The 21222-nt window shown below is 68.6% G+C and carries 16 protein-coding genes and 1 pseudogene; 10 read left to right on the forward strand and 7 right to left on the reverse strand.

What is annotated here, in order from left to right; all coding sequences use genetic code 11:
* Window positions 1-12: 12 nt before the first annotated feature.
* Window positions 13-939, reverse strand: a complete 927-nt coding sequence (locus tag NU688_RS27505) for a LysR family transcriptional regulator (RefSeq protein WP_257864022.1) — start codon at window positions 937-939, stop codon at window positions 13-15.
* A gap of 125 nt (window positions 940-1064) precedes the next feature.
* On the opposite strand from NU688_RS27505, the gene NU688_RS27510 reads away from it, so the two are divergent.
* Window positions 1065-1826 (forward strand): SDR family oxidoreductase, encoded by a 762-nt coding sequence (locus NU688_RS27510; RefSeq protein WP_257864023.1) that lies wholly within the window; start codon window positions 1065-1067, stop codon window positions 1824-1826.
* 3 nt (window positions 1827-1829) lie between these two features.
* Here the strand turns inward: NU688_RS27510 and NU688_RS27515 are convergent, their stop codons facing one another.
* Window positions 1830-2795, reverse strand: a complete 966-nt coding sequence (locus NU688_RS27515; protein WP_257864024.1) for an alpha-ketoacid dehydrogenase subunit beta — start codon at window positions 2793-2795, stop codon at window positions 1830-1832.
* Window positions 2786-3807: pseudogene (locus NU688_RS34095) on the reverse strand (thiamine pyrophosphate-dependent dehydrogenase E1 component subunit alpha). Before NU688_RS34095 ends, NU688_RS27515 begins: the two are co-directional and overlap by 10 nt.
* Before the next feature lie 152 nt (window positions 3808-3959).
* Here NU688_RS34095 and NU688_RS27530 point away from each other — a divergent pair.
* The 7 genes from NU688_RS27530 to NU688_RS27560 all read left to right on the forward strand — a co-directional run bounded on the left by NU688_RS27530 (window position 3960) and on the right by NU688_RS27560 (window position 12002).
* Complete coding sequence (locus NU688_RS27530; RefSeq protein WP_257864026.1) at window positions 3960-4424, forward strand: hypothetical protein; 465 nt, start codon at window positions 3960-3962, stop codon at window positions 4422-4424.
* A 2-nt stretch (window positions 4425-4426) separates the two neighbouring features.
* Window positions 4427-5056 (forward strand): CHAP domain-containing protein, encoded by a 630-nt coding sequence (locus NU688_RS27535; protein ID WP_257864027.1) that lies wholly within the window; start codon window positions 4427-4429, stop codon window positions 5054-5056.
* A gap of 113 nt (window positions 5057-5169) precedes the next feature.
* Entirely contained in the window at window positions 5170-6192 is a 1023-nt protein-coding gene (gene xylF, locus NU688_RS27540; protein WP_257864028.1) for a D-xylose ABC transporter substrate-binding protein, read from the forward strand.
* A gap of 109 nt (window positions 6193-6301) precedes the next feature.
* Complete coding sequence (locus NU688_RS27545; RefSeq protein ID WP_257864029.1) at window positions 6302-7492, forward strand: sugar ABC transporter permease; 1191 nt, start codon at window positions 6302-6304, stop codon at window positions 7490-7492.
* A gap of 1 nt (window position 7493) precedes the next feature.
* Window positions 7494-8297, forward strand: a complete 804-nt coding sequence (locus tag NU688_RS27550; protein WP_257864030.1) for an ATP-binding cassette domain-containing protein — start codon at window positions 7494-7496, stop codon at window positions 8295-8297.
* Window positions 8298-8310: 13 nt separating this feature from the next.
* Window positions 8311-9468 (forward strand): ROK family transcriptional regulator, encoded by a 1158-nt coding sequence (locus NU688_RS27555; RefSeq protein ID WP_257864031.1) that lies wholly within the window; start codon window positions 8311-8313, stop codon window positions 9466-9468.
* A gap of 71 nt (window positions 9469-9539) precedes the next feature.
* Window positions 9540-12002: a glucose/quinate/shikimate family membrane-bound PQQ-dependent dehydrogenase gene (locus tag NU688_RS27560; RefSeq protein ID WP_257864032.1), complete on the forward strand. Its 2463-nt coding sequence runs from the start codon at window positions 9540-9542 to the stop codon at window positions 12000-12002.
* 9 nt (window positions 12003-12011) lie between these two features.
* On the opposite strand, the gene NU688_RS27565 is transcribed toward NU688_RS27560, so the two are convergent.
* Complete coding sequence (locus NU688_RS27565; protein ID WP_257864033.1) at window positions 12012-13280, reverse strand: helix-turn-helix domain-containing protein; 1269 nt, start codon at window positions 13278-13280, stop codon at window positions 12012-12014.
* Between the two features lie 133 nt (window positions 13281-13413).
* Between NU688_RS27565 and NU688_RS27570 the strand changes: the two genes are divergently transcribed.
* Window positions 13414-15522 (forward strand): PQQ-dependent dehydrogenase, methanol/ethanol family, encoded by a 2109-nt coding sequence (locus tag NU688_RS27570; RefSeq protein WP_257864034.1) that lies wholly within the window; start codon window positions 13414-13416, stop codon window positions 15520-15522.
* 30 nt (window positions 15523-15552) lie between these two features.
* Here the strand turns inward: NU688_RS27570 and NU688_RS27575 are convergent, their stop codons facing one another.
* The 3 genes from NU688_RS27575 to NU688_RS27585 form a co-directional block, all read right to left on the reverse strand.
* Window positions 15553-17988 carry a hypothetical protein gene (locus NU688_RS27575; RefSeq protein ID WP_257864035.1) on the reverse strand — a complete coding sequence of 812 codons (2436 nt, stop codon included), beginning with the start codon at window positions 17986-17988 and terminating at the stop codon, window positions 15553-15555.
* Window positions 17985-18725 carry a hypothetical protein gene (locus NU688_RS27580; protein WP_257864036.1) on the reverse strand — a complete coding sequence of 247 codons (741 nt, stop codon included), beginning with the start codon at window positions 18723-18725 and terminating at the stop codon, window positions 17985-17987. Before NU688_RS27580 ends, NU688_RS27575 begins: the two co-directional genes overlap by 4 nt.
* A gap of 132 nt (window positions 18726-18857) precedes the next feature.
* Complete coding sequence (locus tag NU688_RS27585) at window positions 18858-19832, reverse strand: tripartite tricarboxylate transporter substrate-binding protein (protein ID WP_257864037.1); 975 nt, start codon at window positions 19830-19832, stop codon at window positions 18858-18860.
* Window positions 19833-20036: 204 nt separating this feature from the next.
* Here NU688_RS27585 and NU688_RS34010 point away from each other — a divergent pair, with 204 nt between their 5' ends.
* Window positions 20037-21221 (forward strand): M48 family metalloprotease, encoded by a 1185-nt coding sequence (locus NU688_RS34010; protein WP_308340334.1) that lies wholly within the window; start codon window positions 20037-20039, stop codon window positions 21219-21221.
* The last annotated feature ends 1 nt before the right edge of the window (window position 21222 follow it).

The raw sequence follows: 21222 nt of genomic DNA on the forward strand, positions 1-21222 counted from the left end.
GAATCGACGCTTTCAGGCCACCTGCATGCGCTCGGCGAAGCGCTCGCGGCGAAGGCGTTCCAGCACGAAGTCGACGAACACGCGCGTCTTGGGAGGCAGCAGCTTCTTGCTCGGGTAGTAGAGCCACACCACGCCCGCGTCGAAATGCCATTCGGGCAAGAGCCGCACCAGTTCGCCGCTGCGCAGGCCCCGCTCGACGAAAGGCATCGGCAGCATGGCCACGCCCAGCCCCAGCACCGCGGCCTGGGCAATGGCTTCGGGGTCGTTGAAGATCGCACGCGGGCGCGGCAGCTCCACCGTGGCCTGCTGGCCGCCCGCGTGCTGCAGCGTCCAGCTGCGCAGCCGCCCGGTGGGCGAGGAGCGCCGCAGCAGCGCGTCGAACCTCGCCAGGTCGGTGGGCTGCACAGGCTGCTCGCGTCCCGCCATGTAGGCCGGCGAAGCCACCGCCACCACATGGATGCGCGACAGCTCGCGTGCCACCACGCCCGGCGACAGCTCGATGCCGCCGCCGATGGCCGCGTCGAAGCCCTCGCCGACCAGGTCCACCTGCTGGTTGTCGAAGTGCCAGTCGGGCAGGATCGACGGGTAGCGCGCCAGAAAGTCGCCCATCATCGGCAGCACGTGCTCGCGCCCGAAGGCCTGGCCCATGCTCACTTTCAGCGTGCCGGCGGGCTGGCCGTCGTCCTTCGCGAGGCCGGCCACCGCGTCCTGCAGTGTGGCGAGCGCGCCGCCGATCTGCGCCAGGAAGCGCTCCCCGCCCTCGGTCAGCGTGAGGCGGCGCGTGCTGCGCTGGAACAGCCGCACACCCAGCCGCGCCTCGAGCCGCGCGACGTTCTTGCTGACGGCCGCCGGCGTGAGCCCCAGGCGCCGGGCGGCTGCCGAGAAGCTACCGCCTTCGGCGCTTTGGACGAAGGATTCAAGATGGTTGAGCGGTTCCATGCGTCCATTTTCAATCTCATCTTCAACTTTTGGTTGAATTTGATTGCGACTATTGATGGCTACCGGGAACGCAATGAAATCCCGACACTGAAGGTCTTCTTCCTCCAATCCATCGGAAAAACATCATGGCTTCCAATACTTCCTCTTCCCCCGTCCTGACCGGCAAGGTCGCCTTCGTCACCGGCGGTTCGCGCGGCATCGGCGCGGCCATCGTGCGGCGCCTGGCGCGCGACGGCGCCGCCGTGGCCTTCAGCTACGCCAGTTCCGCAGCCCCGGCCGACGAGCTGGTGCGCAGCATCCAGTCCGAAGGCGGTCGCGCGCTCGCGCTGAAGATCGACAGCGCCAACGCCGCGGCCCTCACCGCCGGCATCGACGAAGCGGCCCGCACCCTCGGCAAGATCGACATCCTCGTCAACAACGCCGGCGTGTACCTGGCCGGCACCGTGGACGACTTCTCGCTCGAAGATTTCGACAAGACGCTCAACGTCAACGTGCGCGCCGTGTTCGTCGCCGCCAAGGCGGCCTCGCGCCACATGGGCGAAGGCGGCCGCATCGTCAACATCGGCAGCACCAACGCCGAGCGCATGCCATGGCCCGGCGGTGCCGCCTACGCAATGAGCAAGTCCGCGCTGAAGGGGCTCGTGCAGGGCCTCGCGCGCGACCTCGGCCCACGCGGCATCACCGTCAACAACGTGCAGCCCGGCCCGGTCAACACCGACATGAACCCGGTCGATGGCCCGCATGCCGCCGCAATGCACGGCCTGATGGCGGTGGCTCGCCATGGCCATCCCGATGAAATCGCGAGCATGGTGGCCTACCTCGCCAGCCCCGAAGCGGCCTTCGTGACGGGTGCCAGCCTGAACATCGACGGCGGCTTCGCAGCCTGAGGGTCAGCCCAGCAGCTTCTTCGCGGTGGCTGCGATGGCCTCCGCGCCGATGCGCGACTGCGCCTCCAGCACCGGCGAATAGCCGACCGGAATGCGCGGCGCGCCCAGCCGCGCGATGCGGCAGCCCGTGGCCTCCGCGGCGCTGGCCGCGATCTCGGCGCCGAAGCCCGCAGCCTGCACCGCCTCGTGCACCACCAGCAATCGGCCGGTGCGCGCGCACGAAGAGAGCACCGTCTCGCGGTCCCACGGCCACAGCGTGCGCAAGTCGATCAGGTCGACCGCGATGCCTTCGGCCGCGAGCGCATCGCATGCCGCGACGCAGGCCTGCATCTGCCGGCTCCAGCTCACGAGCGTGAGCGCGTTGCCTTCGCGCACGCGCGCCGCCTTGCCGAGCGGCACGGCGATGTCTTCGTCGACCTCGCCGCGCAGGCCCCACAGCGTCTTGTGCTCGATGTAGACGACCGGGTCGCCGCACTGCAGCGCAGCGCGCAGCAAGCCGTAGTTGTCCTGCGGCGTCGACGGGCTCACCACCACCACGCCCGGCAGGTGAGTGAACCACGCTTCGAGCGATTGCGAATGCTGCGCCGCCGACGCGTCCCAGATGCCGCCCGGCATCCGCGCCACCAGCGGCACGCGGCCCTGGCCGCCGAACATGAAGCGGTTCTTGGCCGCCTGGTTCACAAGTTCGTCCATGCCGCAGAGCGCGAAGTCGACCACGCGCATCTCGACCACGGGGCGCAGCCCCGCGAGCGCCATGCCCACGCCGGCACCCATGATCGCGGCCTCGCTGATCGGCGTGTCGATCACGCGTTCGGCGCCAAAGGTCTCCTGCAGCCCCTTGTACTGGCCGAAGATGCCGCCGCGGCCGACGTCCTCGCCGAGCACGACCACGCGCGCATCGGCTTCCATCTCGCGCTGCACGGCGAGCACGGCGGCTTCGGAATAACTCAGTTCCTTCTTCAATGCCATTGGCCTGCTCCGATGGTCTGCACGTCGGTGAAGGCGGCGCCGGCATCGGGCCAGGGCGCCGCATCGGCGATGGCCAGCGCGGTATCGACTTCGTCGCGCGCCGCGTTCTCGATGGCATCGAGCGTGGCCGCGCTCACGCCGGCCGAGAGCAGGTGGCCGCGCGTGCGCGCGATCGGATCGGTTTCCAGCGCGGCGGCCAGTTCGGCCGGATCGCGGTATGCCGCGAGATCGACCGACACATGGCCCTTCACGCGGTAGGTCAGCGCATGCAGCAGGCGCGGCCCGGCGCCGCCACGCACTTCCTTCACCAGCCGCGCGGCGGCTTCGTGCACCGCGAACACGTCGTTGCCATCGACCTGCGTGGCCGCGATGTCCATCGACATGGCGCGCGCCGAGGCACCGTCGCCCGCCGTCATCGGACCGCTCGCGGTGGTGGCGCTCCAGCGGTTGTCCTCGCAGACGAAGAGCACCGGCAGTTCATAAACGCGCGCCCAGTTCAGCGCTTCGAGAAAGGGACCGCGGTTGATCGCGCCATCGCCGAAGAAGCAGACCGTGAGTCGTCACTTTTCTTGAGCAGCTTCTGCGCATGCGCCGCACCAACCGCAATCGGCAGCCCCGCCGCCACCACGCCATTGGCGCCCAGCATGCCGACCGAGAAATCCGCGATGTGCATCGAGCCGCCCTTGCCGCCGTTGAAGCCAGTGGCCTTGCCGAACAGCTCGCACATCATGCGGGTGAGGTCCGCGCCCTTGGCCAGCGTGTGGCCGTGGCCGCGGTGGGTGGAGGTGAGGTAGTCGCTGGTGCGCAGATGGGCGCACACGCCCGCGGGCACGGCCTCCTGTCCGGTCGAGAGGTGCAGCGGTCCGCGCACCTTGGCGGCGCCGCCGGCCTGCTGGCCATAGGCGCTCACGCCGCCCTGGCTTGCTGTTTCGGCGGCGTTCTCGAACGCGCGGATGCGCACCATCGTGCGGTACAGCGCCTCGCCGGCGCCGGGGAAAATGCTCGGGCCCATCGGTGTCTCCAGTGCTTTTTTGTGCACGCGATCATGCCCGAGGACAGTCGACGAGGCATTCGCGGGGGTGACCTTCGGCACTGGCCGTGCGGGTGCGGCGCCCCTATCGTCGGGCGCTAACCTTGGCGCCCATGCATCTGCCGTTTCTCCCCGTGCTATCCCTCGCTGCGTTGCTGCTGGCCCTGCCGGCAACGGGCTCCGCTCAATCGGCGCAACTCCCACCCCTGCTGACACCACTGCCGGCCGAGCGCATTGCGCCGTTGCAGGGCGAGCGCTGCACCTGCGCCGTGGTGCCCGCTGGCCGCGCGGGCATGCCGCCTTCCTTCGACACGGTCCTTGCATCGACCACGGCGGAGGAGCTGCATGTCGTGATGAAGGGGCGCGAGCTGACGCTCGCCAACGCCCGCAGCACGAAGATCGGCCGCGACTGGGTCAACACCTATCGCGGCGATGGCGCGGTGGTCACCATCCGCTCGCGCAAAGTGCCCTTTGCGCCGATGTGCGCGGCTTATCCCGATCCGCCGTCCGAGGGCTCCTGCTACGCCGGTGAGCTCCGGGCCTCGATGGACGGCGGCGCGCCGCAGGGCCGGCCGATCGTGCAGGTGTGCGGGTGCTGAGCATGGCGATGATTCGCCTGCGCACCCTGCTTCTCGCCGTGGCCGGCACCGCGCTGCTGACGGCCGCCGGCTATCGCGTCGTCACCTACACGAACCTCAACCCCGGCCAGGAAGTAGGCGCGGTGGTCGACGAGTTCAACGGCGTGAAGGTCTACTACAACGGCGGCGTCAACAACTCGGAAGGCCGCAACCTCTCGCGCGACGGCTACAACCTGGGCATCAAGTACCAGTGCGTGGAGTTCGTCAAGCGCTACTACTTCGAGCGCTTCAACCACCGCATGCCCGATGCCTTCGGCAATGCCAAGGACTTCTTCGACGCCGCCACGCCGCAGGGCGCGCTGAACGCCAAGCGCGGGCTCGTGCAGTACCGCAACGGCGAGGCCGAGAAACCGCAGGTCGACGACCTCGTCATCTTTCCGCCCACGCTCTTCAATCCGTACGGACACGTCGCGATCGTTGCCAACGTGACCGAACGCGAGGTCGAGATCGTCCAGCAGAACCCCGGCCCGTTCTCCAGCAGTCGGGCCCGCCTTGCCCTGGAGGCTGTCGATGGCCGCTGGACCGTGGCGGGCAGCGCGTTGGGCTGGCTGCGGCCGGTCGCGGCCCTTTCCTCGGCGGCTATTTCGCCCTGATTCGTTGCGTTTCGGCGCTCGGGGAATTCCCGGATGCCAATCTTCCGGCTGCAATGGGATAGTTAGTTCGCCTTTCAAACTAACTAATTTCTTACACGGCAGGAGAGACACCGATGCAACTCAAACAAACTTTGGCCGCCATGGCCTTCGGCCTCACCGCCGTGAGCGCACTGGCCCAGACCGTGGTCGGCGTGAGCTGGTCCAATTTCCAGGAAGAGCGCTGGAAGACCGACGAGGCGGCCATCAAGGCGCAACTCGAAAAGCTGGGCGCCAAGTACATCAGCGCCGACGCGGGCGGTTCGCCCGAAAAGCAGCTGGGCGACATCGAGGGCCTGATGTCCAAGGGCGCCAAGGCGCTCATCGTGCTGGCGATGGACAAGGACGCGATCCTGCCCGCCGTCACCAAGGCCACGCGCCAGAAGGTGCCCGTGGTCGCCTACGACCGCCTGATCGAAGCGCCCGGCGTCTTCTACATCACCTTCGACAACGTCGAGGTCGGCCGCATGGAGGCGCGCGAGGTGCTCAAGGTCAAGCCCAAGGGCAACTACGTGATCATCAAGGGCTCGCCCAGCGACCCGAACGCCGACTTCCTGCGCGCAGGCCAGCAGGAGGTGCTCGAGCCCTCCATCAAGAAGGGCGACATCAAGATCGTCGGCGACGAATACACCGAAGGCTGGAAGCCCGAGGTCGCGCAGAAGAACATGGAGCAGATCCTCACCAAGAACGCCAACAAGGTCGATGCGGTGGTGGCTGCCAACGACGGCACCGCCGGCGGCGCGGTCGCGGCGCTCACGGCCAAGGGCCTGCGCGGCGTGCCGGTGTCGGGCCAGGACGCGGACTTCGCGGCGCTCAACCGCATCGCGCTGGGCACGCAGACCGCCACCATCTTCAAGGACTCGCGCGAGCTCGGCCGCGAAGCCGCCATTGCGGCCATCTCGCTCTCGCAGGGCAAGCCGGTCGAGAAGGCCGCGCAGTGGAACTCGGGCCCGAAGAAGGTCGCGCTGTCTTCGCGCCTGCTCACACCGGTGCCGATCACGCGCGACAACCTCGACGTCGTGGTCAAGGCCGGCTGGATCAAGAAGGACGAGCTCTGCAAGGGCGTCCCGGCCGCCAGCGCACCCGCGGCCTGCAAGTAAGCAAGCCAAGCCAGCCAGTCGTCAATCCGCGCGATGCATCCGTCAGGCCGGGCTCCGCAAGCCCGGCCGGGACGCTGTCGCGCATCCGCTTTGAGGGGGTATCCAAAAAATGAGCAATGAAACTCCGGGATGGTGGCGCCGCACGGGCGTCGACCTGCGCCTGATCCTGATGTGCGTGCTGCTGGTCGTCATGGCGGTGGCCTTCAGCGTCATGTCGGGCGGCGTGTTTCTCTCGCCCGAGAATCTCTACAACGTCGCGCAGCAGACCGCCGTGGTGGGCATCGTCTCCACCGTGATGGTGCTGATCATCGTGGCGCGCCACATCGACCTGTCGGTCGGCTCGGTGATGGGTTTCGTGGGCGTGCTCATCGCGTACCTGCAATACACCTCGGGCTGGTCGTGGCCCACGGCCTGCCTCGCGGGTCTGGCGGTGGCGCTGCTGGTGTCGATCTATCAAGGCTGGCTCACCGCGGTGCTCGGCGTGCCCTCGTTCGTGGTCACGCTCGGCGGCCTGATGTCGTTCCGCGGCGCGGCCTTCCTCGTGGCCGACGGCAAGACGCAGCCGGTGAACGACGAATTCTTCCAGCGCCTGGGCGGCGGCTACGACGGCGGCGTCGGCACCACCGCAAGCTGGGTGATCGCGGCGCTGGTGGCGCTCGTGCTCTTCGGGCGCATGGTGCAGAAGCGCCGCGCGCGCCAGCGCTACGAGATGCCGACCGAGGCGCTGTGGCTCGACGTGCTCATCACGGCCGTGCCGGTGGCGGTGGTGTTCGGTTTCGCGGCCGTCATGAACAACTACCAGATCTCGTCGAAGTCGGAGCCGCAGGGCATTCCGATTCCGGTGCTCATCTGGGCGGTGGTGGCCATCGTGCTGTCGTTCATCGTGCACCGCACGCGCTTCGGGCGCTATGTGTTCGCGATGGGCGGCAATCCCGATGCGGCGGCGCTCGTGGGCATTCCGGTCAAGCGCGTCACGCTGATGCTGTTCGCGCTGCTGGCGGTGCTGGTCACCGTCGCGGCCATCGTGTCGATCGCGCGGCTCAACGCGGGCACCAATTCGCTGGGCACCGGCATGGAGCTCTACGTGATCGCGGCGGCCGTCATCGGCGGCACTGCGCTCGCGGGCGGCAGCGGCTCGATCTTCGGCTCGGTGCTGGGCGCGCTCATCATGCAGTCGCTCGACAGCGGCATGCTGCTGCTCGACGTGCCGATCGGCAAACGCATGGTCATCATCGGCCAGGTGCTGATCGTGGCGGTCGTCTTCGACGTGCTCTATCGCCGCAAGTTCGGGGAGAACTGACATGGCCGACATCGACACATCCAAACCCCTCGTCGAACTGCGCGAGATCCGCAAAGCCTTCGGTGGCGTGAAGGCCGTGGACGGCGTGAGCGTGAACCTGTACCCCGGCGAAGTGGTCGCGCTGCTCGGCCACAACGGCGCGGGCAAGTCCACGCTGATGAAGATGCTCGCGGGCGCCTACCCCATCGACTCGGGCGACACGCTGATCGCGGGCGAGAAGGTCAACATCCGCACGCCCGCCGAAGCGCAGGCGCAGGGCATCGAGACCATCTACCAGACGCTCGCGCTCGCGGACAACCTCGACTCGGTGTCCAACCTTTTTCTCGGCCGCGAGAAGATGACGCGCTGGAACACGCTGGACGACCACTTCATGGAAGTGCAAGCGCGAAAAGTGTTCCATCGCCTCAACAAGAACTTCACCAACATCCGCGTGCCGGTGCGCCGTCTCTCGGGCGGCCAGCGGCAGGTGGTGGCGATCTCGCGCGCGCTGTATTTCAATGCGCGCATCCTCATCATGGACGAGCCCTGCGCCGCGCTCGGCCCCGAGGAAACCGCGATGGTCGGCGGCCTCGTGAAGCAGCTCAAGGCCGATGGCGTGGGCATCTTCCTCATCACGCACGACATGCCCGACGTGTTCTCGCTGAGCGACCGCCTCGCGGTCATGAAAAACGGCAAGCTCGTGGGCACCTACCGCACCGAAGACGTGACCGAGGACGAAGTGCTCGGGATGATCATTGCGGGCAAGCGGCCCGAAGGCAAAGAGCAGGCGCATCACGCAGCATCAGCCGCAGCAGCGACTGCCTGATCCACCGCGCGACATGAAGACCATCGGCGACCAGCAGCTGCTCAAGCGCATGAACCGCAGCGTGCTGCTGCGCTTGCTGCGCGCGCAGCCGGGGCTGTCGCGTGCGCGCCTGGCCACCGAGAGCGGCCTCACGAAATCGACAGTGAGCCTGCTGGTGCGCGAGCTGCTCGACGAAGGCTGGCTCAAGGAGTCCGATGCGGCGGTGAACGACGGGCTCGGCCGGCCCTCGACGCCGCTGCAGATCAACGTCGGTGTGCGCGCATTGATGGGCGTGGAAATCGCGGTGGAGACCGTGCGGCTCGTGTGCGTTTCGCTGCAGGGCGAGGTGCTGTACTCCAACACCCACGCGCTCACCGACGGCTCGCCCGCCGGCGTGTGCGCGCAGGTCGCGCGCATGGCCTCGGCCGCGCACAAGCAACTCGATGCGCTGGGCCTGAGCCTCTCGAGCATCGGTGTGTGCGTGCCGGGTGCGGTGGACGATTGCACCGGCGTCGTGCGCTTCGCGCCCAACCTCGGATGGCGCAACGTGAGCCTGTTGCCCGCGCTCGAAAAATCGCTCGCTGCCGCAGGCCTGCCCGGCGTCACCGTGCAGTTGCAGAACGATGCCGATGCGGCCGTGCTCGGCGAATACGAATTCGCCGCGGGCGAGGGCGAGGACCCGCTGATTTTCGTGAGCTGCGACGTCGGCGTGGGCGCGGGCGTGGTGCTGAACGACCGCCTCTTCACCGGTGCGCAAGGCATGGCCGGCGAGATCGGCCACACGATCCTCGAACTCGACGGGCCGCTGTGCTCGTGCGGCCGTCGCGGCTGCGCCGAAGCCTTCTTCGGCTCGCGCGTGCTGGAGCGCGAAGGCACGGACATGCCGCGCGCCGCGGCCTTCTTCGGCGTGCTGTTGCAGAACCTGTGGGTGACGTTCAATCCGCGCGCGATCGTGCTCGGCGGCAAGTCGTGCGCAGCGCATCGCGGCTTCGTGCAAGCCGCGTTCGAGGCCGTGAAGCGCCACGCCGACGGCGCCGGCATGCCCGCGCCCGACCTTCGCACCGCGCGCTATGAAGCGCTCGCGCCCGCGGTCGGCGCAGCGGCGCTGGCATTGCACGAATACTTAAGGCCGCTGCAACCTGACGCGAGAACGCGCCGCGCACGCGCCGCACAGGTTTTTGCCACGGCCTGAGCATTCGGCCTACGCGCGGCGCGCGATCGATGCTCTAACGTTTGAGGATTCCGCCTCCAGGAGTCCCAGCCATGACGCGTTCCTCCGCCCAGTTCACCCAGCCCGCCGAGTCCTCGTCGCCCTCCGCATTGCTTGTCGTGATCGCCGTGCTCATCGGCCTTGCGGGCCTCGCGCTCGTGGTCGCGGGCGCATGGCTCATCGCGCTCGGCGGCTCCTGGTACTACCTTGTCGCGGGGTTGGGGCTCATCGCTTCTGCGGTGCTGCTCAAACGTGGCGGCGGCGTCGGGCTGCTGTTCTATGCGGCGGTGGTCCTGCTCACGCTCGTGTGGGCGCTGTGGGAAGTGGGCTTCGACTGGTGGCCGCTGGCCGCGCGCGGCGATGTGTTCTTCGTGGTGGGCTTGTTCCTCCTCACGCCCTGGGTGGCGCGCGCGCTTGCGCGACGCGATGCGACGGGCATCGGCCGCACGCGCGCCGTGCTCGGCGTGGTGCTCGCGGCCTTTCTGGTCGCGGCGGTGTTCTCGTGGACGCGCGAGCCGGGGCGCATCGAAGGCATCGCGCCGCTGCCCGATGCATCGAGCAACGCAACGGCCACCGCGCTCGCAAGCCCGCCACCTCCGAAGGACGACTGGACCGCCTACGGCGGCACCGGCTTCGGCCAGCGCTACTCGGCGCTCGACCAGATCACGCCGGCCAACGTCGGGCAGCTCGAAGAGGCCTGGCACTTCCGCACCGGTGACGTGCGCGGCCAGCCTGGCGATCCCGAAGAGACGACCTTCGAAGTCACGCCGCTGAAGATCGGCGAGTGGCTGTTCCTCTGCACGCCGCACCAGGCGGTGGTGGCGCTCAACGCGACCACGGGCGAGCAGCTCTGGCGCTACACGCCCGAGATCAAGCGCCCGCTCGCGTTGCAGCATCTGACCTGCCGGGGCCTCTCTTACTATGCAGGCGCCGCGGCACAAACCGCCGCCGCATCGGCACCGTCGCCTTCGCCGACGCCAGCACCCGCGGGCGACTGCGATGCGAAGCTCTTCATGCCGACCGCCGATGGCCGCGTCCTCGCGCTCAACCCCGAGAACGGCAAGCCCTGCCTCGCGTTCGGCGGCGGCAGCGGGCAGATCGATCTCTGGAAGAACATGCCCAACGTGAGCCTGGGCGCGTACTACTCGACCTCGCCGGTGGTCGTCACGCGCTCGCTCATCATCGTGGGCGGCACGGTGCTCGACAACGTCTCGACCAAGGAAACCTCGGGCGTGATCCGCGCCTTCGACGTGAACACCGGCGCACTCGTGTGGAACTGGGATTCGGGCAACCCCGAGGAAACCGCGCCCATCGCGGCCGACCGCACCTACACCGTCAACTCGCCCAACAGCTGGTCCATCTCCAGCGTGGACGAGGCGCTGGGGCTGGTCTACGTGCCCACGGGCAACCAGCCGCCGGACCAGTGGGGCGGCAAGCGCACCGAGGGCGCCGAGCGTTATTCGTCGTCGGTGGTGGCGCTTGATCTCTCGAGCGGCCGCGTGCGCTGGAGCTTCCAGACGGTGCACCACGACCTCTGGGACTACGACGTGCCCGCGCAGCCCAGCCTCATCGACTTGCGCGTGGGCAGCGAGACCATTCCGGCGCTGGTGCAGCCGACCAAGCAGGGCGAGCTCTTCGTGCTCGACCGGCGCAACGGCAAGCCCATCGTGCCGGTGAACGAACGGCCTGCGCCGCAAGGCGCAGCCACCGGCGACCGCACGGCGCCGACGCAGCCGGTGTCGGGCCTCTCATTCAATCCGCCCGCGCTCACGCCGGCCGACATGTGGGGCGCGACGGTGTTCGACCAGCTCGCTTGCCGCATCGCCTTCCACCGGCTGCGCTACGAAGGCCGCTTCACGCCGCCGTCGACAGAGGGTTCGCTCATCTATCCGGGCAACTTCGGCGTCTTCAACTGGGGCAGCATCGCGGTCGATCCGCAGCGGCAGATCGCCTTCACCACGCCGGCGTCGCTGGCCTTCGTGTCGCGGTTGATCCCGCGCGCGGACGACACCACGCGCTATGTGCAGGGCAAGGGCCAACCGACCGGCAGCCTGCCGGCGCTCAACGAGAACTTCGGCGCGCCCTTCGCGATCAAGCTCAACCCGTTCACCTCGGTGCTGGGACTGCCGTGCCAGGCGCCGCCGTGGGGCCATGTGGCGGGGGCGGACCTGCGCAGCGGCAAGGTCATCTGGATGCACAAGAACGGCACGGTGCGCGACAGCTCGCCGGTGCCACTGCCCTTTGCGATGGGGGTGCCGAATCTCGGCGGGCCGGTGATGACGGCGGGTGGCGTGGCCTTCCTGTCGGGCACGCTGGACCAGTACGTGCGCGGGTACGACGTCGGCAATGGGAAGGAGCTGTGGCGCAGCCGGTTGCCGGCCGGTGGACAGGCCACGCCGATGACTTACCGCGGTGGCGATGGGCGGCAGTACGTGGTGGTGGCTGCGGGTGGGCACGGCTCGCTCGGCACGCGCACCGGAGACCATGTGATCGCCTATGCGTTGCCCAAGCGCTGAACGGCGCGCTCAGTCCGCAGCCAGCCCTTCGCTCTCCCGCCAGCCGCGCATGCGTCGATAGAGCGTGCCGCGTGACACGTTGAGTTGGCGCGCGGCCTGCGACACGTTGCCACCGTGCGCGACGAGCGTTTCCTCGATCAACTTGCGGCTGTGTTCGCGCAATGTTTCGGTATGCGGCGCCTGTTCGTTGTCGGCGGCGGTTGTGATCGTGCAGGCTTCGGTGACCGCTTTGTCCGCAGTGTGTTCGATGGGCATCGATGGGAGCGCGCCCGGCATCGCCACCGCATGCTTGAAGTCCACGCCGTCCGCGCCGCCCTTCAGATGCGCCTGCACCCACACGCCGAGCCCGCTCGCGAGCCGCAGCGGCTGCGCGGATTCGCGGCGCCCCAGTCGCAACAGGCTTGCGAGGTCATGGCCCAGCAGGCATTCGACATCGCGCTCGTCTGCCGCTTCGGGCAAGCGCCCGAGCAGTCGTGCGCCCGCGTTGTTGAGCCACGCGATGGTGCCGTCCGGCGCGATGCCGGCGAGCGCCTCCAGCGGCGTGCCGAGCAGCGTCGGGCTCGCCTGGAAACGCAGGATGAGATGGTCGCGCGACTGCGCCTGCAAGAGGCGGTTCTCGATCGTCGTCGCATACAGCGACACCATCGACGCCGCATCGAAGCCGAAGCGACGCGCCTCCACCGTGAGGTCGAGCACGCCGGCCAATCGCCCCGTCACGTCGCGGATCGGCGCCGCAGCGCACTGCATCTCGCGCAGCACGTCGAAGTAGTGCTCCGCGCCATCGACGGTGCAGGCCTGCCCGGTGCTCGCGACGATGCCGGGCGCGGTGGTGCCGACGATGCGCTCGGAGATGTTCACGCCGACACGTGCGGTCTTGCGCAGCACCGGCTGGTGCGCGGCGGCGGGCTGGTGCGTGACGTGCACGATCACGCCTTCGCGGTCGGTGAGGATCACGCGGCAGTCGGTGCCGGCGAGCGCGTGCTCCATTTGCCCGAGCTCCTGCCGCGCCACTTCGAGCAGCTCGCGGTTGCGCGCGAGCGTGGCGTGCAGGCGGCTGGGCGTGACGGCATCGAAGGGCACGATGCGCTGGCGGTCGGCATGGGTGCGGGTGCAGCGCATCCACGACTGCAGCACCGCCTCGCCGATGAGGCCCGAGGGCCGCACGCCTTCCTCGAAGAACTGCCGCCGCGCGAGCGCCACACGCTGCGCGGGCGTGTTGGCGAAGAGCTGGCGCGGTGCATCCGCGGTGCCCAGCCTGTCGAACATGTCGTGAGCCATGGTGCTCGATGCCTCCCTGGATTCGGGGACCACAGCGAATGTGTTCCGCAATGGAACAAGGCTCGATTGGGGAAATCCCGAAGGTGAACGCCAACGCTGCGCGAACGATCCTTGCAGCACAAGGAGACCCACGATGAAGAAAACCACCACCGGGCTGTTCATGCTGGCCGGCGCATTGCTGTGCCTGGGCGCATCGACGGCCACGGCCCAGAACGCGCAGGACCGCGCGGCGGCCGCTACGAAGAAAGTCGACGGCAATTTCATTCGCGCCAACGCCGCGCAGAAGACACCCGACTGGCCCAGCGTGGGCCTCGATTACGCCGAGTCGCGCTTCAGCAAGCTCGACCAGGTGAACGCGGGCAACGTGAAAGAGCTCGGGCTGGTCTGGTCGTACAACCTCGAATCGACGCGCGGCGTGGAATCCACGCCGCTGGTGGTGGACGGCATCATGTACGTCACTGCTTCATGGAGCGTGGTGCACGCCGTCGACACGCGCACGGGGCAGAAGCTCTGGACCTTCGATCCGCAGGTCGATAAGTCCAAAGGCTTCAGGGGCTGCTGCGACGTGGTGAACCGCGGCGTGGCGATCCACGAAGGCAAGGTCTACGTGGCGGCCTACGACGGGCGGCTCATCGCGCTCGATGCGGCCACGGGCCAGAAGGTGTGGGAGAAGAACGCCATCGAAGGCCAGAAGGGCAGCTACACCATCACCGGCGCGCCGCGCGTCTTCAAGGGCAAGGTCATCATCGGCAACGGCGGCGCCGAGTACGGCGTGCGCGGCTACGTCACCGCCTACGACGCGAAGACCGGTGACCAGAAGTGGCGCTGGTTCGTGGTGCCCGGCGATCCGGCCAAGCCCTTCGAAGACGAATCGATGGCGCGTGCCGCCAAGACTTGGGACCCGAGCGGCAAGTACTGGGAGGCCGGCGGCGGCGGCACCGCGTGGGACAGCTTCGCCTTCGACCCCGAGCTCAACCTGATGTACGTGGGCACCGGCAACGGTTCGCCCTGGGCGCACAAGGCGCGCAGCCCCAAGGGCGGCGACAACCTGTACCTCGGCTCGGTGGTGGCGCTCGACCCCGACACCGGCAAGTACGTGTGGCACTACCAGGAGACGCCCGGCGACAACTGGGACTACACGTCCACGCAGTCGATGATCCTGGCCAACGTCAGGCTCGGCGGCAAGGCGCGCAAGGTGCTGCTGCATGCGCCGAAGAACGGCTTCTTCTTCGTCATCGACCGCACCAACGGCAAGTTCATCTCGGCGAAGAATTTCGTCGAGGTGAACTGGGCCACGGGCTACGACAAGAACGGCCGGCCCATCGAGATCGCGGCCGCGCGGCAGAACGAGAAGCCCGGCGACAGCATCCCCGGCCCCTTCGGCGCGCACAACTGGCACCCGATGTCGTTCAACCCGCAGACGGGCTACGCGTACCTGCCGGCGCAGCACGTGCCGATCAACCTGATGGACGACAAGGACTGGAAGTTCGACCAGAACGCACCGGGCCGACCGCATGCGGCGCTGGGCTGGAACACCGGCAAATTCGCCAACGTGGAGCCGCCCACCAGCAAGCCCTTCGGCCGCCTCGTCGCGTGGGACCCGGTCGCGCAGAAGGAAGCCTGGGGCGTCGACTACGCCTCGCCATGGAACGGCGGCACGCTCACCACCGCGGGCAACCTCGTGTTCCAGGGCACGGCCGACGGGCGGTTCCTGGCCTACAACGCGAAGACCGGCGAGAAGCTGTGGGAAACGCCCACCGGCACCGGCGTGGTCGCGGCGCCCTCGACCTACATGGTCGACGGCAAGCAGTACGTGTCGGTGGCCGTGGGCTGGGGCGGCGTGTACGGCCTCGCGCAGCGCGCCACCGAGAAGCAGGGGCCGGGCACGGTCTACACCTTCGCGGTCGGCGGCACCGCGAAGATGCCGGACTTCGTGCAGTACCGCATGAGCAAGCTGGTGCAGGGCGTGAAGTACGACCCCGCCAAGGTGCAGGCCGGCACGATGCTCTACGTGAGCAACTGCGTGTTCTGCCACGGCGTGCCGGGCGTGGACCGCGGCGGCAACATCCCGAACCTCGGCTACATGGACGCGGCCTACATCGAGAACCTGGACAAGTTCATCCTCAAGGGCCCGGCCATGGCGCGCGGCATGCCCGACTTCACGGGCAAGCTCTCGGGTGAGGACATCGAGAGCATCAAGGCGTTCATCCAGGGGACGGCGGACGCCATACGCCCGAAGTAAGGGCCGAAGTAAACAGGCCGCGCCTTGCGGCTAGCGGCCGCCGAACCAGTACGGGGTGCTGGCGGCCCAGGTCGAATTCGGATAGTTCGCGTGCAGGGCCTGCAGGCCCTTGCGCGACCAGTCGCCCACCGTCTTGTCCTGGCAGGTGTAGCGCGCCATCTTCACGGCCACCGACAGCGCCTGCGGCACCAGCGGGTCGGCGCGGTTGCGTTGCATCAGGGCCAGGCTCTCCTGCGTGAAGTAGATCGAGTCCTGCGGGATGGCGCGCAGCTTTTCGACCTGCGCCGCTTGCCGGGTGCGCTCCTCCTGCGGCAGGAATGCGGGCATCTCGAAGTCGGCCGGGCTCGCCGCCCTCGGCCCCGAGGCCGGCAGACCCAGCGAGGTGCACCACTTGCCGTAGCTGCCGATGGCCGTGTTGGGGTCGTAGGTGGACGCGACCCAGGGCTTGAGCGGCGTAGGCCGCACGTACCAGCTGCTGTCGGGCCAGTGCGGCGGTTGCAGCGTTTCGGTGGCGCTGGCCATGCGCTCGAGCAGCAGGCGATGCCAGGCGGCGGTGTCGGTCGTGGCCAGCGTGAGCGAACGGCGGATGCCGGCGATGGCGTCGGGGCCCTTGGCCGGCGCGTTCTGTGTCGCGGTCTGCGTGGAGGCGATGCGCAACTCGGCCGCACTGCGCGCCGCGGCGTAGTCCTCCACCAGCACGGCGCGGGTCCAGGCGGTCTCCAGCAGCGTGTCGCGCAGCGCGGGGGAAAGGGCCGGGTCGACCGCGAGCCGCAGCCACATCGGGAGCGGTGCGCGCGTGTTCAGGAAGCGCACCACGTCGTCGTCGAAGTCGGTGGCCAGCGGTGTCGCATTGGGCCTGGCCTCCGTCGCCTCGGGGTCGCGGCGCGCCACCACGGGGCGGATCGCCAGACGGCGCCATTCCTCTTCCGACGCGGCCGTGGGCAGCAGCAGCGCCTTCACGAAGTTCTGCCCCGAGGGGCTGCGGGCGATCAGCGGTGAATCGGCCGCGCCCGCGACGAGCTCGCGCGTCTCCTTGAAGCGGCCCAGCGCGAACAGGCGCTGTGCGCGCAACTGGGTGGCAGCGAAGCGCGCGGGGTGGTCTTCGGGCACGGCGGCCAGCGCCGCATGCAGCTCGGCCTCGCGCTTGTCGTCGGCCGTGCCGGCGACCGGCACCAGGCTCGCGGCGGCCATGAGCCATGTGAGCTCGTGCGTGCGCTGGTAGCGGCGCCAGCTCTGGGTTGCGCGCCAGTCGCCGCTCGGGTCGCGGTCGCTGCCGCGGCCGTTGAAACCGCGCACCGTGCTGAGCCACTGAACGAGGTCGGAAGGCTGTGTCGGGCCGATGTGCGCGCAGTCGTAGAAGAACCCGCAAGTGCGGAACTCGTGGTTCAGCAGCAGGAGTTTCGCGGCGGCCGCGTCGGGTGTGCCGATGGTCCTGAGGCCGTCCGCCAGGCGCTGCACCCGCGTGGCGGGCGTGAGGTAGCGGATGCGCAGCGCCTCGGCCAGCCGGTGCACCGAGGGATGCAGCGCCTTCAGGCGCGGGTTCTTCAGCAGCGGCAGCGCGATGGCGTCGACCACCTTCGTGAGCTCGGCCTGCTGCTTGATCGCCTCGGGGCTCTCCTTGCCGGCACTCTCGCGGTCCGGAGGCGATGCATCGCTGCCCGGGTTCTGGCGCGCCAGCACGCGCAGCCGCATGTACGCCGCAAGGTCGCGCCAGGGGCTCGCCTTGTCGGCCGCGATCTCCGCGAATGCGGCGTCGGCACCGTCGAGGTCGTTCGTGTAGAAGCGCCACGCGGCCTGCTGGTAGGCCTGGTCGGCCTGCAGCCAGGCGGGCGCGCCGGCCGGCAGTGCGGGAAGCGGAGCGGGCTCCTTGTCGCAGGCATAGAACACCACTTCCTGCGCCCGCAGCCAGTGCAGCACGAGCGGGCCGGCCGTCTTGTCGCCGTTCGTGCGCGCCAGGCGCTCGGTCAGCGTCTTCGTGGCATTGCGGAAGGCGTCGCCGTAGAGGCAGATGGGGCTCGCCTGCATGGTATTGGCGTTCCACTGCGGTGTGCGCCCGGAAGGCGGCGTGGTGGCCTTCGACCCCTCGGGCAGCGCTTGGCCCAGCTTCGCGTAGGCGCCGGCGCGGGCCTGCTGCCATTCGGTCCAGGCCGCATCGGCGCCTTCCATGCCGCTGTCCTCGCGCGGCAGCTTCTCCAGCAGGTCGGAAAAGGCGCGCACCGCATCGGGAGAGAACGCCTGCCCGCGCAGGCGCCAATACCAGAGCACCTGGTAGGGCACGAGGTAGTCGGTGTAGTAGCCCGCGGGCCGCTCGACGAATTCGCGCACCGGCTGGTCGGGCCGCGTGCTGTCGAAGAACAGGTCCACGGGGTCGCCACCGCCGCTCGCATGCGCCGCCGCGGCACCGAGCGATGCGGCGATCGCGAGCAGACGAAGGCCGGTGCGCAGAGTGCGCATTGGAGAAGTCATGGATGTGCGTCCCTGTTGTCGATTTTTTCGAAGTCTTCGGTCTTCCATGCGCCCGTGTGGAACACGAAGCGCCGCTTCACGCCGCCCAGTGCCGGCCATGGCTCGCCCAGCAGCAGCCCGGCCGCATCGCGGCAGGCCGGCACGGTGGCCGTGCCCGCGGCCTGCAGCCGTTGGCGGATGTGCGCCGAATCCGCGCCCATGCGGAAGTACATCGGCACCACCTCGTCGACGAGGCCGGCCGGCAACCACGGATCGCTCATGCACCACGAGGCGAGTGCCGTGGCCGAGAGCCTCACGCCGCCGGCACGCAGCGGCTGCAACTGCCGCAACAGGGCGACATACGCTTCGCGCTGGCTGCGCCGCGCTTCGAAGTCGAGCTGCACCCAGCCCGAGCGGTTCCCATTCTTTGAGGCATGTTCGATGGCGGCAGCAATGGCTCCTCGCTGCGCATCGTTGACGGGCGAGGGCGAGAGGTTGTCGAGCGCGACGTGGATCACCGGCATCACGGTGGTGGCCGCGTCGGGCGTGATGCGCAGCGGCCACTGGCGCCAGACCGTGCGGCTGCGCTCGCCGCTCAGTTGCACCGTGGCATGAAGGTAGGCCGCACCCGTGCCTTGGGGCAGCGTGGAGAAAAGCTGGGGCCGGTCCCAGACCCACAGCAGCGTTTGCGGCTGGGCCATGCCGTCGTGCGCCAGCAAAGCCAGGAAGACCGCAAAGGCTGCGCTGCGAAAACGCATGGGAGGGGTGAAAAAAGGGGGCGGGGGGAGGGAAGAAAAATCCCGGCCAGCATAACGAAAAAAGCCGCCTGGCCCAGGGGGCGCAGGCGGCCTTGCGGCTGCTTTTGGCTGCTGGTCGCGGCGGTGGCGCGATCAGTCGGCGTAGACGCCAGCGGCCTTGATGATCGGGCCCCACTTGGCGATTTCAGCCGAGACGAACTTCTTGTGCTCGGCCGGCTCGACGCGCTTGTCGATCGTGATCACCGCGCCCAGCGCCTCTTCACGCTTGATGAAGCCCGGGTCCTTCATGGCGGCGCGGATGGCTTCGTTGAGCTTCTTGAGCACCGGTGCCGGCGTGCCCTTGGGGGCGTACATGCCGTGCCAGATCGACACCTCGAAGTCCTTCAGGCCCGATTCGGCCAGCGTGGGCAGGTCCTTCAGTGCGGGGGTGGTCAGGCGCTTGGCCGTGGTCACGGCGTAAGCCTTGACCTTCTTGGCCTCGATCTGCGAGGTGGTGTTGGTGGTCTGGTCGCACAGCAGGTCGATCTGGCCGCCCAGCAGGTCGGCGATGGCGGGGGCCGTGCCCTTGTAGGGAACCGGCGTCATCTCGACCTTGATCGCGCTCTGGAACAGGAGGCCGCACAGGTGCGAGGCGGCGCCCAGGCCGGCGTTGCCCAGGTTGATCTTGCCCTTGTTGGCCGCGATCCAGGTGGTCAGTTCCTTGTAGTTGTTGGCGGGGAGGCCAGGCTTGCCGATCAGCGTCATCGGCACTTCGTTGACCATGCCGAGGTACTCGAAGTCGGTCTCGACGTTGAACGGCAGCTTGCGGTAGAGCGCCGGCATCGTGGACATGCCGATGTGGTTCAAGAGCAGCGTGTAGCCGTCCGGGTTGGCGCGCGCCACCTTGGCGGTGCCGATGGAGCTGCCGGCGCCGGCGGTGTTGTCCACCACGATCGTGGTGCCGAGCGTCTTCTGCATGGCTTCGGCCAGGTCGCGCGCGACGCGGTCGGTCGGGCCGCCGGCCGCGAAAGGCACCACCAGCGTGACGGTCTTGCCTGCGGGGAAATCCTGGGCGTGAGCGCCGACGGCGGCAGCGGCGATCGCGGTAAGGGCAAGCAATTTCTTCATGAAGTCTCCGGGACGGTTGAGTTGGAAAATCGGCCGCGATCTTATAGGCTGACTACCGACTGACCTATCCCCAATAGCCCTTAGGTTCGTATCTGAATCGACCCCTCGTGCGGCATGATCGACCCTCGCAGACCGCGCCGGGGAGGCGCGAGAAAAGCCACAACAACGCGAACCCGCACGGGTCGCATCGAGGAGGAAATTCCAATGGATCCACTGGTCTACCCGCGCGAGCGCTGGCTCGGCAACATCACGCTCGGCCTGGGCGTGCTGATTTGGGGGCTGCTGGTGCTCGGCACCCTGGGCATCGCGCTCATCTACGTGCTGCTGGGCTTCATCGCCTATGTGTTCGCACAGTCGGCCGTCATCGCCTGGATCAAGGGCACGGCCGTGAAGCTCTCGCCCACCCAGCTGCCCGAGCTGCATGCGCGCTTCAAGGCCTGCTGCGGCTACCTCGGCATCGAGAACCCGCCCGAGGCCTACCTGCTGCACGGCGACGGCATCTTCAACGCCTTTGCCACCCGCTTCTTCGGCCGCGATTTCGTCGTGCTGCTGTCCGACGTGGTGGATGCGATGGAAGCCCAGCCCGACGGCATCAATTTCTACATCGGCCACGAGCTCGGCCACATCAAGCGCGGCCACCTCACGGGCCACATCTGGCGCATGCCGGTGCTCTGGCTGCCGCTGCTCGGCGCGGCCTATTCGCGTGCGCAGGAGTACACCTGCGACCTGCACGGCGCCGCCTGCTGCGAGGAGCCCGACTCGGCGCCCCGCGCGCTCGTGGCGCTGGCCGCCGGCGCGCAGCAGTGGCGCAACGTCGACCTGCAGCGCTATGCCGACCAGTCGGCGGGCAACAGCGGTTTCTGGGCTTCGTTCCATGAGCTGATCGGCGGCTACCCGTGGCTCACCAAGCGCGTGGCGCGCGCCATCGATCCGGCCGCGAAGCTGCCGGGCCGCAACCCGCTGGCTTACGTGCTCGCGATCTTCGTGCCCAACACCGGGCGCGCGGGCGGCGGCGCGCTGGCGCTGCTGATGGTCGTGGCGATCATCGGCATCCTGGCAGCCGTGGCCCTTCCGGCCTACCAGGAGTACCAATCGCGCGCCGTCGTCTCGCAGGCATGGTTCCAGGCTGCGCCCGTGCGCGAGGCGCTCGGCACCTACTACAAGGAGAAGCAGGAGATTCCCGACTCCCTCGAAGCCGCCGGTGCGCCCGAGACCCTGCCCGACGGTTCGGCCCTGAAGCTCGACCCCGACACGATGGTGCTGGAAGTGGAGACCACCAAGGGCACGCTGCGCATGGTGCCCGCGGGCATCGACGACGGCGTCGAATGGCATTGCACGGCCGGCGACGGCCTGCCCGCCAAGGCCCTGCCGGTCGCCTGCCGGAAGTAAC

Source organism: Variovorax sp. ZS18.2.2 (assembly GCF_024701975.1).
In the GTDB taxonomy this organism is placed as follows: Bacteria; Pseudomonadota; Gammaproteobacteria; order Burkholderiales; family Burkholderiaceae_C; genus Variovorax.